This is a genomic window from Rhodococcus sp. NPDC004095 (genome assembly GCF_053604015.1).
The window spans coordinates 245,106-260,784 of record NZ_JBSGGS010000010.1 but is presented as its reverse complement, the minus strand read 5'-3'; the positions used below and the strand labels follow the sequence as shown (position 1 = coordinate 260,784).

Genomic DNA, 15,679 nt, shown 5'->3' with positions numbered 1-15,679 from the left:
CATGGGGCCCACAACGTTCAACGGCCTGCCGATCCATCCACTGCTCGTGCACTTCGTGGTGGTCCTGGTCCCGCTTTCCGCACTGCTCCTGCTCCTCTCACTGTGTTGGCCGGCAGCCCGGCGGCGTCTCGGGGCCGTCACCCCCGTGGTGGCGTTCGTGACGCTGGTGCTGGTCCCGCTCACCACCCACGCCGGCGAGTGGCTCGAGCACCGGGTCCCCCGCGATCCGCTGGTGCGGATCCACGCCGAACTCGGTGACCAACTCCTGGTCTGGTCGGTCGGCGTCTTCGCTGTCGCGGCGGCATGGTGGGCGCTACATCGGCCGCGGGTACGGCAGTGGTGGAGCGCGCGCACCGGATCGTCGCAGGGGCGGGCATCCCAGATCGTGGCAATCGCACTGACGGTCCTGGGCATCGCCGTGGCCGTCGGATCGGTGGTCCAGGTCTATCGGATCGGCGACAGCGGCGCGACCGCCGTGTGGCACGACCAGGCAAACGAGTCGGCCGCCGCGCCGCGCTGATCGGTCGGCGCCTCGAACGACCTCGGACTCGCCGCGTCAGACGGTGACCGGCTCGCGGCCCCGCCCGACGATGGCCAGCGACATGACGGCCGCGATCGCGCACAGTCCGCCCGCCACGTAGAACGCGGCGTCGTAGCCGCCGAACCGGTCGCGCACCAGGCCCGCGAGGAATGCGACCAGCCCGGCGCCGATCTGGTGCGAGGCGAGCACCCATCCGAACACGATCGGGGCGTCGGCACCGAAATGCTTGCGGCACAGCGCAACCGTAGGCGGGACGGTCGCGACCCAGTCGAGACCGTAGAAGATGACGAAGGCGATCATCGGCGGGTGCACGGTCTCCGCGAACAGGATCGGTAGGAAGATCAGCGAGAGGCCGCGGAGCAGGTAGTAGGCGCCGAGGAGCTTGCGCGAGTCGAAGCGGTCGGTGAACCAGCCGGACGCGATGGTGCCGGCGACGTCGAAGATGCCGATCACCGCGAGCAGGCTCGCGGCGGCCGTGGTTGGCATGCCGTGGTCGTGGGCGGCGGGCACGAAGTGGGTCCCGACGAGCCCGTTGGTGCTCGCACCGCAGATCGCGAATGTCCCGGCGAGGAGCCAGAACACGCGGGTCCTCGCCGCCGCGGCCAGCACCGCGAGCGCGCGGCGCACCGCTCCGCCGGACTGCGCCGCCGGTTCCGGCTCCACGAAGTCGGGGGCGGCGCCGTACGGAACGGTTCCGACGTCCGAGGGGCGATTGCGCAGGAACAGCAGCACCAGGGGCACGACGGCCAGCGCCGCGAACGACACCGTCAGCGCGACCGTCCGCCAGGAGTGGGCCTCGGAGACGGCGGCGAGGACCGGTAGGAACACCAGTTGCCCGGCGGCGCCGCCGGCGGTGAGGATGCCGGTGACCAGGCCACGGCGGGCGACGAACCAGCGGTCGACGACGGTCGCGACGAACGCCAGCGCCATCGATCCGGTGCCGAGCCCGACGAGGACGCCCCACAGCAGGACGAGTTGCCACTGGGTGGTCATGAAGACCGTCAGCCCGCTGCCCGCTGCGACGAGCAGCAGCGCCGCCGACACCACCGCGCGCAGGCCGAACCGCTCCATCAGTGCCGCCGCGAAGGGTGCCGTCAGCCCGTACAGGACCAGGTTGATCGACACCGCCGAGGAGATCGAGGCCCGGGACCAGCCGAAGTCGTCGTGCAGTGGGTCGATCAGGATCGACGGTGCCGCCCGGAACGCCGCCGCACCGACGAGCGCGAGGAACGCGACCGCGGCCACCAGCCAGGCGTAGTGCACTCGCGGGGGCGTACCGGCAGCGGCGGGGCGTACGAGCTCAGAAGTCACGGCGACCAGTCTGCGCGATGGTGACCCTCGCGAACCACTGGCGTGAACGCCAACATGTGAAAGAATCCAGCCATGGTGCATCGGGTGGTGGTTCTCGCGCTGGACGGAGTCGTCCCGTTCGAGCTGGGTATTCCCTCGCGGGTGTTCGGGATGGCCGAGGACAGGGACGGCGCGCCGCTGTACGAGGTGCTCACATGCACCGCGGACGGCGCCCCGGTCCGCACGGAGGTCGACTTCACAGTGTCGGTCGACCACGGCCCGGAGCTGCTGGCGACCGCAGACACCGTGGTGATCCCGGCGACGTACGAACTCGGTGCCACCCGCGACGGCCACCTGCCCGAGCACCTGGAGAAGGCGTTCGGCTTCATCCGCCCGGGCACCCGGTACGTGTCGATCTGCATCGCGTCGTACGTCCTCGCCGCCGCGGGCCTGCTCGACGGGTTGCGGGCCACCACCCACTGGCGGCACGCCGAGCACTTCCAGCGCACCTATCCGCAGGTCCGCGTCGACCCCGACGTCCTGTTCGTCGACGAGGGCCACGTGCTCACCTCGGCCGGCGTCGCAGCGGGCATCGACCTGTGCCTGCACATCGTGCGCCGCGACCACGGGTCGGACGTCGCCACCCGCGTCGCGAAACGCTCCGTCGTGCCGGCGTGGCGGGACGGCGGGCAGGCCCAGTTCATCGAGCGGCCGATCCCGGCACACACCGCGGAATCGACGGCGGCGACGCGGGACTGGGCCCTGCAACGGCTGGACGAGCCGCTGCAACTCTCCCGGCTCGCGCGGCACGCCAACATGAGCGTGCGCACCTTCACCCGGCGGTTCGGCGAGGAGGTGGGAACCACTCCGGCGCAGTGGCTGATCACCCGCCGCGTCGACCGGGCGCGCCAGCTCCTCGAGACGACCGACCTGCCGGTGGACACCATCGCCGCCGACGTCGGCTTCGGCAGCGCCGCCTCCCTGCGACAGCACATGGCAGCACAGCTGGGGGTCCCCCCGTCCGCGTACCGCCGGACCTTCCGCGGGGAGGCCGGCGCGGCCACGACAGCGCCCGCCACCCCGTAGACACCACCCACCCACGCGCCCTGGACGGCGCGTCGCCGAACACCAGGTGAACGCCGGGGAAAGTCGCACTCACGCACGCCGGACCATACCTAGAGTCGGCGCTGGAGCACCCGTACCCATCCCTCCGGGTCGGGTCGCGTCCGCCCCGGTCGACCCGACCCGGATCGGCCGGGGCAGCCCGGCTTCCATCGCCCACCACGTCAAGAGGTGCCGTGATGCACGATCACTTCGACAGTTCGGAACCGAGAATCTGGCCCGGCATGCTCCTTGTCGCCGCGGTCGTCGCCCTCGTCCTCACGCTGCTGATGTACCTCATGCAGTGACCAGCAACCGCTGACCGCACCACCGTCGGCCCGGCGGCGCGTTCATTCGCGCCCCAGCCTATCCAGCAGGTCGATGGCGGCGCGGGCGTACTCGCCGATCCAGCGGTCGTGGATGCGTTTGATCGGCAGGGGTGCGAGCGTCAGGCGTCGCTCCCGCCCCACGCTGCGACCGGTCACCAGTTCGGCGCGCTCGAGCACCTTCAGGTGCTGGAGGACGGTGGTGCGGTCGAGTTCGGGGAATCGCGCGCACAGCTCGCCGGTCGTGCACGACGACTCCCGCAGCACGTCGAGCATCCGCCGCCGCGTCCCGGACGCCAGCGCCTTGAACACCCGGTCGTCGTCCGATTCCTCGCGGCCACCCACAGACATGTTGTAAAATTACAACATGTCTGAGCAGAACACCCTCACCGCACTGACATTCACCGTCTCCGGTCACGTCTCGCGGCCCTGCGCCGAGGTGTACGAGGCCGTCGCCGACCCCGAGCAACTGTCGAAGTACTTCACCACCGGCGGCGCGCGCGGCCGGCTGGAGTCGAACTCCGAGGTCACGTGGGACTTCGCCGACTTCCCCGGCGCCTTCCCCGTCACCGTCGTCGCGGCCGAACCGCCGCGCCGCATCGTCATCGAGTGGGCCGGCACGGCCACCACATCCGACACGGGCAGGACCACCACCACATTCGAGTTCGAACCCGTCGACGACGACACCCGGACCCTGGTCACGATCACCGAGTCGGCGTGGCAACCCACCGAGGAGGGCGCGAAGAGCGCCTTCGGCAACTGCCAGGGCTGGACCGGCATGCTCGCGGCGCTCAAGGTGTGGGTCGAGCACGGAATCAACCTGCGCGACGGCTTCTACAAGTGACTTTCGCGTGCAGGGTCGGCCACCGAACCTCGTTCCCGGCTCTCCATCAGAGCGCGCGTCACGGTGCCTGCGTCGAAGAAGGTGCTGTGCCGCTCCATCTCGCGACGCTGGTATTGCGCATTCACCCGGCGAACGAACAAGTACGTCACGACCAGTCCCGGCGGAAGCAGAAGAACCACAACAATTGCGAGCACGGCGAGAGCACACTCGACAACCACCTCGACGCCCGGACTCGATCGGTGGTTGCTGCCGTCCGCAGTGCCGGCGAGAACCGCGAACACCGCGAAGGCAACTGACCACGTCAACAGCATCGACCAACGGAATCCGTACCGACGCAACGGATAACCCGAGTCCACGAGTGTTCGATACCGCACCCACCACTCACGACACCAGGCCAGCATCGCCGCGCCACCCAACAATCCGCCCCCGACAACCGCCACCCAAGCCGATGCCGTGAATGCCGACTCGAGCGGTAGCCGGAGAACCATGAGCGCCACTGGCACGGTCATCGCCATCAAGAAGACAGCAACGGCCGCCGTCCCGAGTCGGTCGCTCGGCGTTCCGCGCCCGCGACGGATTGCCGATACGGATCGCCACACCACCCACAGCAGTGCCGCGATCAGCAGAACACCACCGATGCTGACGGAAAGCCCGGTGGAAGTGAAACGATCCGTTGCCCTCGCCAGGTACTCCGCCACGCCCGCGGCGGCACCTGAAACTCCACTCAGAAACAAGGCGGACACCACAGCGACGAGTCCGGCACCGGTGAGGACACCTCGACCGGTCCACCGAGAAATCGGGCCCCACCGTAAGACGAGGAGACTGCGCCAGAACTGCGCAATCGCGAACAGTGCACCCAGAAAAGCGCCACACCCGGTGAACTTCGCGACGGTCGTCAGGAGATCCCTGTCCGAGGCGTCGAGCGCCGTACCCACCGTCCACCAGACGACTCCGAGCAATGTCGCACCGAATGCAACCTGCGTCGCGTAATTCCGGATCGCCGCTGATTGCTTGTCGAGACTGAGCCGGCCGAGCCACCAGGCGCCTCGAGCACCGATCTCCAGTTCGTTCAGGAAGCGCTGGAATCGCCACAGACGACTGGCGAGCCGCAGATCGGCGACGTTCTCCACTCGCGCGAACTGACGCCGCACCGCAGTTTCCAGAAAGGCATCGCGCCGAGAATCGAGATCATCGACCATCTCGTCGTCGTCACTCCCGCAGCCCAGAAGACGGATGAGATCGACGATCCCCGAATCCTCATCCTCGTCGGCGGACTGCACCGCTGTCCCGCACATACCGGCCGCGGCGGCGTCCTCGACGGTCGACGTAGGCCTCGCAAAGTACCCTCGGCGGGTCAACTCGACACCGGCAGCACGATGGAGCGTCGGATTCCACGCGGGCGAGCGAAATGCAGCCGCACCGGCAAGCGCAAACGACGCAAGATACATCAGGACGAACAACGAACAGATCCAACCGAACCACAGCCCGATATCCATGCGCGCACCGTAGGCCGCAGCACCGACATCGCCGGACGGCCAGAAGTTGCTTCAAAGCGACCTCGCAGACCACGGATCCGATCGGATTCGTGGACTTGGTGGGCGCGGAGGGTTTCGAACCCCCGACCGCTGGTGTGTAAAACCAGAGCTCTACCACTGAGCTACACGCCCGGAATTCGGCGAACGAGAATTCGTTCGCCGAATTGCACTCAGGAATCTAGCGCGGCGAGCGCTTTCTCCCAAGCTCCCTGGTCACGGGCCTCTCCGGGACCGTTCATCTCGGCGAACCGGATGATTCCCGCCTTGTCGACGACGAAGGTGCCGCGGTTGGGGTAGCCGGCCTTCTCGTTGAACACCCCGTACGCCTGGGTGATCTCCCCGTGCGGCCAGAAGTCGGACAGCAGCGGGAAGGTGTAGCCCTGTTCCGCCGACCAGATCTTGTGGGTGGGCGGCGGGCCGACCGAGATCGCGACGACGGCGGTGTCGTCGTTCTCGAACGTCGGCAGGGTGTCCCGGACGCGGCACAGCTCGCCCTGGCAGGTGCCGGTGAAGGCGAGCGGGTAGAACACGATCAGGACGTTCTTGCGCCCCCGGTAGTCGGAGAGCGACACGTCCTGGTTGTTCTGGTCCTTGAGCGTGAAGTCGGGCGCGACGGTGCCCACGGCCAACGGCATGACGAACTCCTAGGTCTCGACGGTCTGGGGAGCGCCGCGGAGGCGCCGCTCCCCAGGTTCGGCGGTCAGCGCTTGGCGGGACGTGCCTTCGGCTGCACCAGCCGGCTACCGGACCAGGATCCCAGATTGGCGGCGGAGGTCTGCGTCAGCCCCGCGGTCGGTGCCGATTCGGCGATCTCGCTTGGCTCGACGTGCCCGGGCTGACCGGTCTTCGGGGTTAGCACCCACACGAAGCCCTCGTCGGCGAGCGGCCCGATCGCGTCCATCAGCGCGTCGACCAGGTCACCGTCGCCGTCCCGCCACCACAGCAGGACCACGTCGATCACCTCGTCGGAGTCCTCGTCGAGGAGCTCACCGCCGATGGTCTCTTCGACGGCCGCCCGCAGGTCGTCGTCGGTGTCCTCGTCCCAACCCAGTTCCTGTACAGACATGTCTTGGGTGATGCCCAGTTTCTGGACGTAGTTCTGGGCGTCGGCCGCGGCGACCACGGTGGTGTCCTCCTAAGTGTTCGAGCTGAACCTCCAGCTTCCGATCGGTGGTGATCGGTAGTGAAAGCGAACATGCTCGAAGCCTTCCGCGCAAGCGGACCGGGCCGAATCGCGCGAACAAATATTTCGACGGTGGACGAATGAGACTCGCCCGCACCATTGCCGACGCGGTTTGGCAGGATTGGATTCAGATCACCATCATGAACAAACCGTGTTGCCGTCACAGTTGGCGACGCGGATGGATAGGACGCCACACCGAGCGTCCACCGCGATGAGGAGCAAATGTTGTCCGAGCAGACCCAGGACCCGGTATCTCCCCTGGCGCCCAGTCCCACCCCCGGTTCCGACGGCCGTGTGCGCGTCATCCGTGAGGGCGTCGCGTCCTACCTTCCCGACATCGATCCCGACGAGACCGGCGAGTGGATCGAGAGCTTCGACGACCTGTTGGAGCGTTCGGGGCCGACGCGCGCACGCTACCTGATGCTGCGACTGCTCGAGCGCGCCGGCGAAAACCACGTCGCCATCCCCGCCCTGACCTCCACCGACTTCGTCAACACCATTCCCACCGAGAACGAACCCTGGTTCCCCGGTGACGAGGAGGTCGAGCGTCGCTACCGTGCCTGGATCCGGTGGAACGCTGCGATCATGGTGCACCGCGCACAGCGCCCGGGTGTCGGCGTCGGTGGCCACATCTCGACGTACGCGTCTTCGGCGGCTCTGTACGAGGTCGGGTTCAACCACTTCTTCCGTGGCAAGGATCACCCGGGCGGCGGCGACCACATCTTCGTCCAGGGCCACGCCTCGCCCGGCATCTACGCTCGCGCGTTCCTCGAGGGCCGGATCCCGGCCGAGCAGATGGACGGTTTCCGCCAGGAGGCCAGCCACGCCGAGGGCGGCCTGCCGTCGTACCCGCATCCGCGCCTGCTGCCGGACTTCTGGGAATTCCCCACCGTGTCAATGGGTCTGGGCCCGATGAATGCCATCTACCAGGCACGATTCAACCACTACCTGCACGACCGCGGCATCAAGGACACCTCGCAGCAGCACGTGTGGGCGTTCCTCGGCGACGGCGAGATGGACGAGCCCGAGTCGCGTGGCCTGGCGCACGTCGCGGCCACCGAGGGCCTCGACAACCTCACCTTCGTCGTCAACTGCAACCTGCAGCGCCTCGACGGTCCGGTCCGCGGCAACGGCAAGATCATCCAGGAGCTGGAGTCCTTCTTCCGCGGTGCCGGCTGGAACGTGATCAAGGTCGTGTGGGGCCGCGAGTGGGACTCCCTGCTGCACGCCGACAAGGACGGCGCGCTGGTCAACCTGATGAACGTCACCCCGGACGGTGACTACCAGACCTACAAGGCGAACGACGGCGGCTACGTCCGCGAGCACTTCTTCGGCCGCGACCCGCGCACCAAGGAACTGGTCAAGGACCTCACCGACCAGGAGATCTGGAACCTCAAGCGCGGCGGCCACGACTACCGCAAGATCCATGCCGCCTACGCCGCGGCGATGGCGCACAAGGGCCAGCCGACGGTGATCCTGGCGCACACCATCAAGGGCTACACCCTCGGCAAGCACTTCGAGGGCCGCAACGCCACGCACCAGATGAAGAAGCTCACCCTGGACGATCTCAAGGCGTTCCGCGACCTGCAGCGGATCCCGATCTCCGATGCGGAACTGGAGAAGGATCCCTACCTGCCGCCGTACTACCACCCCGGGCCGGACGCCCCGGAGATCCAGTACATGCTCGACCGCCGCAAGCAGCTCGGCGGGTTCCTGCCGTCGCGACGCACCGACGCCGCGCCGCTGCAGGTGCCGGACATCTCCGCCCTCGACCCGATCCGCAAGGGCTCGGGCAAGCAGGAGGTCGCGACCACGATGGCGCTGGTGCGCGTCATCAAGGAACTGTTGCGCGACAAGGAGATCGGCAAGCGGATCGTGCCGATCATCCCCGACGAGGCCCGCACGTTCGGCATGGACTCGTGGTTCCCGTCGCTGAAGATCTACAACCGCAACGGTCAGCTGTACACCTCCGTCGACGCCGAACTGATGTTGGCGTACAAGGAGTCCAGCGTCGGCCAGATCCTGCACGAGGGCATCAACGAGGCGGGCTCGACGGCGTCGTTCACCGCGGTCGGCACCTCCTACGCCACCCACGGCGAGCCGATGATCCCGCTGTACATCTTCTATTCGATGTTCGGGTTCCAGCGCACCGGCGACGGGTTGTGGGCTGCGGCCGACCAGATGGCCCGCGGCTTCGTGCTCGGCGCCACCGCCGGCCGCACCACCCTCACCGGTGAGGGCCTGCAGCACGCGGACGGGCACTCGCTGCTGCTGGCGTCGACGAACCCCGCCGCGGTCACCTACGACCCGGCGTTCTCCTACGAGATCGCCCACATCGTCCGGGACGGTATCCGGCGGATGTACGGCGGTACCGAAGGCGAGGCCGGGTTCGGCGGCGAGAACATCTTCTACTACCTGACGATCTACAACGAGCCGTACGTGCAGCCGGCGGAGCCCGAGAACCTCGACGTCGAGGGCCTGCTCAAGGGCATCTACCTGTACCACCGCGGCACGGGACTCGGCCCGAAGGCGCAGATTCTGGTGTCCGGTGTTGCGATGCCGGAGGGCCTGCGGGCCGCGCAGCTGCTGGCCGACGACTGGGGTGTGTCGGCCGACGTGTGGTCGGTGACCTCGTGGGGCGAGCTGCGCCGTGAGGGCATCGAGTGCGACCGGCAGGCGCTGCACAACCCGGACGTCGCTCCCCCGCTGCCGTACGTGGCCACCGCCCTCTCCGGCGCGGAGGGCCCGTTCGTCGCGGCCTCCGACTGGATGCGCTCGGTTCCGGACCAGATCCGGCAGTGGGTGCCCGGCGACTACACCACCCTCGGCACCGACGGGTTCGGCTTCTCCGACACCCGCACGGCGGCGCGACGTTTCTTCAACGTCGACGCCGAGTCGATTGCGGTCGCGGTGCTGGCCGGTCTCGCCCGCGCGGGCAAGGTCGAGCACAACACCCCGGCGGCGGCCGCCCGGCAGTACCGGATCGACGACGTGCTCGCCGCACCGACGTCGATGAAGGATCCGGGCAGCGCCTAGATCCCCGGCACCCCCGGCCAGCGCCCCGGCACCGACTCGGTGCCGGGGCGTTCGCCGTCCCGACCCTCACCGGGTCGCCGCACCCGTGCATCGCGCCCGGACCTGCGCCGTGGCGTAGGTTTCGGAGTCATGGGTGCACAGGAATCCGGCGAGCCCGGGTCCGGAGAATCAGGAGCCGGAGAGTCGGGAGCCGCGACCACGCCCCGTGTCGAGGGGGCGGATGCGTCGGCACCGGCCGGCGCCCCGCGTGGCACGGACCCGACGTCGCCGCCACCGATGATTCCGACCCCCTTCGCCCACCGGCGTGAACCGCGGGCGCCGCTGCCGGACGCACTGCTGCGCCGGGTGAAGCAGTTCTCGGGCCGGCTCTCCACCGAGGCGGTCTCGTCGATGCAGACGCAGTTGCCGTTCTTCGCCGACCTGGACGCGGACCAGCGCGCCAGCGTCCAGCTGCTGGTGCAGACCGCCATCGTCAACTTCCTCGAGTGGCTGCGGAACCCGGAGGACAGCGACGTCCGGTTCAGCCTCGATGCCTTCCAGGTGATCCCCCAGGACCTGGCCCGGCGCCTGACGCTGCGTCAGACGGTCGACATGGTGCGGGTGGCGATGGAGTTCTTCGAGCAGTGGCTGCCCGCGCTCGCCCGCAACGACCAGCAGCTGATCGCGTTGACCGAGGCGGTGCTGAGGTACGGGCGCGAGCTCGGATTCACGGCGGCATCGGTGTATGCCAGCGCCGCCGAGTCGCGCGGCGCCTGGGACACCCGGCTCGAGGCACTGGTGGTGGATGCAGTGGTGCGCGGCGACAGCGGACCCGACATGCTCTCCCGCGCCGCGACGCTGAACTGGGACGCCAACGCGCCGGCCACCGTCCTGGTCGGCACCCCGCCGCCGGACCAGGGCGTCTCGGTGGTCGGCACGGTGCACACCATCGCGCAGCGGCACGGCCGCGCCGCGTTGGCGGTGGTCCAGGGGTCGCGCCTGGTCGCCGTGGTCTCCGGCGACGTGAAGGCGTCGCCGGAGAATCGACCGTTCCTGACCGATCTGCTGGCCGCGTTCTCCCCCGACCCGGTGGTGATCGGCCCGACGACCGGAACCCTGAGCACCGCCCACTTCAGCGCCGTCGAGGCGCTGGCCGGCATGGACGCCGTGACGGGCTGGCGGGGAGCGCCCCGGCCGGTGCACGCGGGTGAGCTGCTCCCCGAACGCGCGCTACTCGGGGACCGCGCCGCCCTCGACGCCCTCAACGACCAGTTGGTGCGTCCCCTCGCCGCGGCGGGGTCCGCGCTGACTGACACCCTCGACACCTATCTGGACTGCGGTGCCGCCGTGGAGACGTGCGCCCGTCAACTGTTCGTCCATCCAAATACTGTGCGGTATCGCCTGAAGAAAATCGCCGAGATCACCCGGCGCGATCCGACCAACCCGCGGGACGCGTACGTACTCCGAATCGCAGCAACAGTAGGAAGGCTGACACGAACCAATCACGAACCCTCCCGTTTAGCCACTTCGGTAACATCAGCAACAGATCACGGGTTCAGGGTGTAACGCACAACGATTGAAGTACGATGCTCACTCCCGACAAGCTGTTTTGTTGGAACCCTACAAAACACTTGTCCAAGGTTCATCGCCAACAACACCCCGCGGAACCCGGCGATCGGTGTTCCCTTATTCCTGTGATTGCGTTGCTCGCCCCGGGTCAGGGGTCCCAAACCCCCGGCATGCTCAGCCCCTGGCTGGAGCTGCCGGGTACCGCCGATCGCATTGCGATCTGGTCCAAGGCCGCCGGCCTGGACCTCGGCCGGCTCGGCACCACCGCGACCGCGGAGGAGATCACCGACACGGCCGTCACCCAGCCGCTCGTCGTGGCGTCCGCGCTGCTGGCATTCGAGGAACTCGAACGCCGCGGTCAGGTTCCGGCCGACCTCGTGGCAGCGGGCCACTCCGTCGGTGAGCTCGCCGCCGCCGCCATCGCCGGCGTCATCTCCGCGGACGACGCGGTCGCGCTCGCCGCACTGCGCGGCTCCGAGATGGCGAAGGCGTGCGCGCTGGAACCGACCGGCATGTCCGCGGTCCTCGGTGGCGACGAGGACGCGGTCCTCGCCCGGCTCGCCGAGCTCGACCTCGAACCGGCCAACCGCAACGCCGCCGGTCAGATCGTCGCCGCCGGCCTGCTCAGCAAGCTCGAGGAACTGGCCGCGAACCCGCCGGAGAAGGCTCGCGTCCGCGCACTGCCCGTGGCCGGCGCATTCCACACCAGGTTCATGGGCCCCGCCCAGGACGCGGTCACCGAGGCGGCATCGCAGATCGCGCCGCAGGAGCCGACGCGCACCCTGCTGTCCAACGCCGACGGTCAGCCGGTCGCCTCCGGCGCCGACGCCCTGACCAAGCTGGCCGCGCAGGTCACCCGGCCCGTCCGGTGGGATCTGTGCAGCGCATACCTCCGCGGCGCCGAAGTGGCCGCGGTCGTCGAACTCCCGCCGGCCGGCACGCTGGTGGGCATCGCCAAGCGCGAAATGAAGGGCACCCCCACGCTCGCCCTGAAGACCCCCGCCGATCTGGACGCCATCGCCCAACTCGGCTGAACCGAACACGGCCCCACGCCGTGACTCGAATGAACACACACACTTGCAGCACTCGACCGATCCGAGGACCGGTCGAACGCAGGACCCGAAAATAACACCATCAAGAAGGGAGCCACCCAGTGGCCACCAGCCAGGAAGAAATCATCGCCGGTCTCGCCGAGATCATCGAGGAAGTCACCGGCATCGAGCCGTCCGAGGTGACCATCGAGAAGTCCTTCGTCGACGACCTCGACATCGACTCGCTCTCCATGGTCGAGATCGCCGTGCAGACCGAGGACAAGTACGGCGTGAAGATCCCCGACGAGGATCTCGCCAGCCTGCGCACCGTCGGTGACGCCGTCACGTACATCCAGAAGCTCGAGGCCGAGGGCGTCCAGACCGGCTCCACCGACAGCGAGTGAGCCTCGACGTGTCTTCCACATCTCCGCGGACGTTGCCCAACGTCGTCGTCACCAGTCTCGCGGCTACGACGTCACTCGCAGGTGACGTGGATGCCACGTGGAAGTCCCTCCTCGCCGGTGAGAGCGGCATCGGCACGCTGACCGGTTTCGTCGACGAGTTCGACCTCCCGGTCCGGATCGGTGGCAAGCTCAAGGTCAGCCCCAACGAGTCGCTCTCCCGGGTCGAGGTCCGGCGGATGAGCTTCGCCGAGCGCCTCGCCCTGACGCTGGGCCGCACGGTGTGGGAGAACGCCGGCAGCCCGGAGGTCGACAAGGACCGCCTCGGTGTCGTGATCGGCACCGGCCTCGGCGGCGGCGAATCGCTCATCGACGCGGTCGACAAGCTGCGGGAGGGCGGGTACCGCAAGGTGTCCCCGTTCGCCGTGCAGATGGTGATGCCGAACGGTCCGTCCGCGACCGTCGGACTCGAACTCGGCGCTCGCGCCGGTGTGATCACGCCCGTCTCCGCCTGCTCGTCGGGTTCGGAGGCCATCGCGCATGCGTACCGGATGATCGCGCTCGGTGACGCCGACATCGTCGTCGCCGGTGGTGTCGAGGGAGAACTCGACGCGGTCGCCACGGCGAGCTTCGCGATGATGCGGGCCTTGAGCACGCGCAACGACGACCCGACGGGTGCGTCGCGGCCGTTCGACAAGGACCGCGACGGATTCGTCTTCGGCGAGGCCGGAGCGATGATGGTCCTCGAGACGGAGGAGCACGCGAAGGCGCGCGGTGCCACCATCCACGCACGACTGCTGGGTGCGGGCATCACCTCGGACGGCTACCACATCGTGGCGCCGCACCCCGAGGGCACCGGAGCGGCGCGGGCGATGACCCGGGCCATCGAAACCGCGGGACTGGCGAAGTCGGACATCTCGTTCGTCAACGCGCACGCCACCGCGACCCCGATCGGCGACACCGCCGAGGCGAAGGCCATCAACGCCGCGGTCGGCAACCACGCCGCGGTGTACGCACCGAAGTCCGCGCTCGGGCACTCGATCGGCGCCGTCGGTGCGCTCGAATCGGTGCTCACGGTCCTGAGTGTGCGTGACGGGGTCATTCCCCCCACGCTCAATCTCGACAATCAGGATCCAGAGATCGACCTGGACGTCGTCAAGGGGGAATCCCGCGCCGGCCAGATCGATTTCGCCATCAACAACTCGTTCGGATTCGGTGGGCACAACGTTGCGCTCGCCTTCGGCCGCGCCTGACGGGTCGGCTCGCAGTTCGACAGGTGAGGGGCCCGGAAGCCGGGCCCCTCACCTCCCCACAGTCAGCGGCTCGCTATGAAGGAGGACCGGCGATGACCATTCTGGATCCAGTCACCAGACCCGATTCGCAGCTCGACCCTCGCGATCCCCTCGCCCGGCTCGAGAAACTGTTCGACGCCGGGACCACCACGACGCTTCATCCCCGCGACAAGTCCGGCGTCCTCGCCGCGTCCGGCGAGATCGACGGCGTCCGCACCATCGCCTACTGCTCCGACGCCACCGTGATGGGCGGCGCCATGGGAGTGGAGGGCTGCAAACACATCGTCGCGGCGATCGACGCCGCGATCGAGGAGCAGGTCCCGATCGTCGGGGTCTGGCATTCGGGCGGGGCCCGGCTGGCGGAGGGCGTCGAAGCCCTGCACGCCGTCGGCCTCGTGTTCGAAGCCATGGTCCGCGCGTCCGGCCTGATCCCCCAGATTTCCGTCGTCCTCGGCTTCGCCGCCGGTGGGGCCGCCTACGGTCCGGCGCTGACCGACGTCGTCATCATGGCGCCCGAGGGCCGCGTGTTCGTCACCGGACCCGACGTGGTGCGTTCGGTGACCGGCGAGCAGGTCGACATGGAGTCGCTCGGCGGCCCCGCGACGCACACCAAGAAGTCCGGTGTCGCGCACATCGCCGCTCACGACGAACTCGACGCGCTGCACCGCGCCCGCCGGCTGGTGTCGATGATCGCCGATCAGGGCGAGTTCGACGTGGACGCCGCCCGCCGCGGCGACACCGACCTCCGGGCCCTGATGCCCGAGTCGGCCAAGCGCGCCTACGACGTCCGTCCGATCGTGCACGAACTGCTCGACAACGTGGACGGCGAGTCCAGCCTCGAAGAGCTGCAAGGCAACTGGGCGCGCAGCATCGTCACCGGCATCGGCCGGCTCGGTGGCCGCACCGTCGGCGTCATCGCGAACAACCCGCTGCGACTGGGCGGCTGCCTGAACTCCGAGAGCGCGGAGAAGGCGGCCCGGTTCGTGCGGCTGTGCGACGCGTTCGGCATCCCGCTCGTCGTCATCGTCGACGTCCCCGGTTACCTGCCGGGCGTCAGCCAGGAATGGGAGGGTGTGGTGCGCCGCGGCGCGAAGCTGCTGCACGCCTTCGCCGAGGCCACCGTTCCCCGCGTCACCCTGGTGACCCGGAAGATCTACGGCGGTGCCTACATCGCGATGAACTCCCGGGCCCTCGGCGCCACCGCGGTGTACGCGTGGCCGGAGGCCGAGGTCGCCGTGATGGGCGCAAAGGCCGCGGTCGGGATCCTGCACAAGCGGGCCCTGGCGGCTGCCCCCGAGGAGGAGCGCGAGGCGCTGCACGACCGCCTGGCCGCCGAGCACGAGGCGATCGCCGGCGGCGTCGGGCGAGCGATGTCCATCGGCGTCGTCGACGAACTGATCGAGCCCGCGCAGACCCGCAGTCTGCTCACCACGGCGCTCGCCGCCGCCCCCGCCCGCCGCGGTCGGCACAAGAACATCCCGCTGTGATCCGCCGCGACATGTGAACGGACGAGGGCCCCGACCGCAACGGTCGGGGCCCTCGTCGTCTCGT

The 15,679-nt window shown here is 68.8% G+C and carries 14 protein-coding genes and 1 tRNA gene; 9 read left to right on the top strand and 6 right to left on the bottom strand.

Going from position 1 to position 15,679, the window contains the following annotated elements; genetic code table 11:
• The first annotated feature begins 1 nt into the window (after nt 1).
• Nucleotides 2-520, top strand: coding sequence for a DUF2231 domain-containing protein (locus ACWEPG_RS20745; protein WP_450112792.1), 519 nt, complete (start codon nt 2-4; stop codon nt 518-520).
• A 36-nt stretch (nt 521-556) separates the two neighbouring features.
• Here ACWEPG_RS20745 and ACWEPG_RS20740 read toward each other — a convergent pair whose 3' ends face one another.
• Nucleotides 557-1,852 carry an MFS transporter gene (locus tag ACWEPG_RS20740; protein ID WP_450134970.1) on the bottom strand — a complete coding sequence of 432 codons (1,296 nt, stop codon included), beginning with the start codon at nt 1,850-1,852 and terminating at the stop codon, nt 557-559.
• A 72-nt stretch (nt 1,853-1,924) separates the two neighbouring features.
• Here ACWEPG_RS20740 and ACWEPG_RS20735 point away from each other — a divergent pair, with 72 nt between their 5' ends.
• Entirely contained in the window at nt 1,925-2,917 is a 993-nt protein-coding gene (locus ACWEPG_RS20735; RefSeq protein WP_452595170.1) for a GlxA family transcriptional regulator, read from the top strand.
• A 365-nt stretch (nt 2,918-3,282) separates the two neighbouring features.
• Here the strand turns inward: ACWEPG_RS20735 and ACWEPG_RS20730 are convergent, their stop codons facing one another.
• The gene (locus ACWEPG_RS20730) at nt 3,283-3,609 is read right to left on the bottom strand and encodes an ArsR/SmtB family transcription factor (protein WP_452595169.1); all 327 of its coding nucleotides are present in this window, start codon (nt 3,607-3,609) and stop codon (nt 3,283-3,285) included.
• Between the two features lie 16 nt (nt 3,610-3,625).
• Here ACWEPG_RS20730 and ACWEPG_RS20725 point away from each other — a divergent pair, with 16 nt between their 5' ends.
• Nucleotides 3,626-4,102 (top strand): SRPBCC domain-containing protein, encoded by a 477-nt coding sequence (locus ACWEPG_RS20725; protein ID WP_452595168.1) that lies wholly within the window; start codon nt 3,626-3,628, stop codon nt 4,100-4,102.
• Here the strand turns inward: ACWEPG_RS20725 and ACWEPG_RS20720 are convergent.
• The 4 genes from ACWEPG_RS20720 to ACWEPG_RS20705 all read right to left on the bottom strand — a co-directional run bounded on the left by ACWEPG_RS20720 (nt 4,093) and on the right by ACWEPG_RS20705 (nt 6,760).
• Nucleotides 4,093-5,598 carry a hypothetical protein gene (locus tag ACWEPG_RS20720; protein WP_452595167.1) on the bottom strand — a complete coding sequence of 502 codons (1,506 nt, stop codon included), beginning with the start codon at nt 5,596-5,598 and terminating at the stop codon, nt 4,093-4,095. The two genes, ACWEPG_RS20725 and ACWEPG_RS20720, sit on opposite strands and share 10 nt — an antisense overlap.
• Before the next feature lie 96 nt (nt 5,599-5,694).
• Nucleotides 5,695-5,769, bottom strand: a tRNA-Val gene (locus tag ACWEPG_RS20715).
• Nucleotides 5,770-5,807: 38 nt separating this feature from the next.
• Nucleotides 5,808-6,272 (bottom strand): peroxiredoxin, encoded by a 465-nt coding sequence (locus ACWEPG_RS20710; protein ID WP_450112786.1) that lies wholly within the window; start codon nt 6,270-6,272, stop codon nt 5,808-5,810.
• Between the two features lie 65 nt (nt 6,273-6,337).
• The gene (locus ACWEPG_RS20705; protein ID WP_450112785.1) at nt 6,338-6,760 is read right to left on the bottom strand and encodes a DUF3052 domain-containing protein; all 423 of its coding nucleotides are present in this window, start codon (nt 6,758-6,760) and stop codon (nt 6,338-6,340) included.
• 285 nt (nt 6,761-7,045) lie between these two features.
• Here ACWEPG_RS20705 and aceE point away from each other — a divergent pair, with 285 nt between their 5' ends.
• The 6 genes from aceE to ACWEPG_RS20675 all read left to right on the top strand — a co-directional run bounded on the left by aceE (nt 7,046) and on the right by ACWEPG_RS20675 (nt 15,615).
• Entirely contained in the window at nt 7,046-9,856 is a 2,811-nt protein-coding gene (gene aceE, locus ACWEPG_RS20700; RefSeq protein ID WP_452595166.1) for a pyruvate dehydrogenase (acetyl-transferring), homodimeric type, read from the top strand.
• Nucleotides 9,857-10,132: 276 nt separating this feature from the next.
• Complete coding sequence (locus ACWEPG_RS20695; protein ID WP_450112783.1) at nt 10,133-11,401, top strand: PucR family transcriptional regulator; 1,269 nt, start codon at nt 10,133-10,135, stop codon at nt 11,399-11,401.
• A 128-nt stretch (nt 11,402-11,529) separates the two neighbouring features.
• Nucleotides 11,530-12,438: an ACP S-malonyltransferase gene (locus ACWEPG_RS20690; RefSeq protein WP_450112782.1), complete on the top strand. Its 909-nt coding sequence runs from the start codon at nt 11,530-11,532 to the stop codon at nt 12,436-12,438.
• A 119-nt stretch (nt 12,439-12,557) separates the two neighbouring features.
• Nucleotides 12,558-12,839: a meromycolate extension acyl carrier protein AcpM gene (acpM, locus tag ACWEPG_RS20685; protein WP_450112781.1), complete on the top strand. Its 282-nt coding sequence runs from the start codon at nt 12,558-12,560 to the stop codon at nt 12,837-12,839.
• 8 nt (nt 12,840-12,847) lie between these two features.
• A complete protein-coding gene (locus ACWEPG_RS20680) occupies nt 12,848-14,089 on the top strand; it encodes a KasA/KasB family beta-ketoacyl-ACP synthase (RefSeq protein WP_450112780.1) in 1,242 nt (413 codons plus the stop codon).
• Nucleotides 14,090-14,181: 92 nt separating this feature from the next.
• Nucleotides 14,182-15,615 (top strand): acyl-CoA carboxylase subunit beta, encoded by a 1,434-nt coding sequence (locus tag ACWEPG_RS20675; protein WP_450112779.1) that lies wholly within the window; start codon nt 14,182-14,184, stop codon nt 15,613-15,615.
• Nucleotides 15,616-15,679: the final 64 nt, after the last annotated feature.

What these genes read in the sequence shown, in the direction of transcription:
- ACWEPG_RS20745 (WP_450112792.1), top strand. Translation starts at nt 2, where the DNA reads ATGGGGCCCACAACGTTCAACGGCCTGCCGATCCATCCACTGCTCGTG.
- ACWEPG_RS20735 (WP_452595170.1), top strand. Translation starts at nt 1,925, where the DNA reads ATGGTGCATCGGGTGGTGGTTCTCGCGCTGGACGGAGTCGTCCCGTTC.
- ACWEPG_RS20730 (WP_452595169.1), bottom strand. Translation starts at nt 3,609, where the DNA reads ATGTCTGTGGGTGGCCGCGAGGAATCGGACGACGACCGGGTGTTCAAG.
- ACWEPG_RS20725 (WP_452595168.1), top strand. Translation starts at nt 3,626, where the DNA reads ATGTCTGAGCAGAACACCCTCACCGCACTGACATTCACCGTCTCCGGT.
- ACWEPG_RS20720 (WP_452595167.1), bottom strand. Translation starts at nt 5,598, where the DNA reads ATGGATATCGGGCTGTGGTTCGGTTGGATCTGTTCGTTGTTCGTCCTG.
- ACWEPG_RS20710 (WP_450112786.1), bottom strand. Translation starts at nt 6,272, where the DNA reads ATGCCGTTGGCCGTGGGCACCGTCGCGCCCGACTTCACGCTCAAGGAC.
- ACWEPG_RS20695 (WP_450112783.1), top strand. Translation starts at nt 10,133, where the DNA reads ATGATTCCGACCCCCTTCGCCCACCGGCGTGAACCGCGGGCGCCGCTG.
- ACWEPG_RS20675 (WP_450112779.1), top strand. Translation starts at nt 14,182, where the DNA reads ATGACCATTCTGGATCCAGTCACCAGACCCGATTCGCAGCTCGACCCT.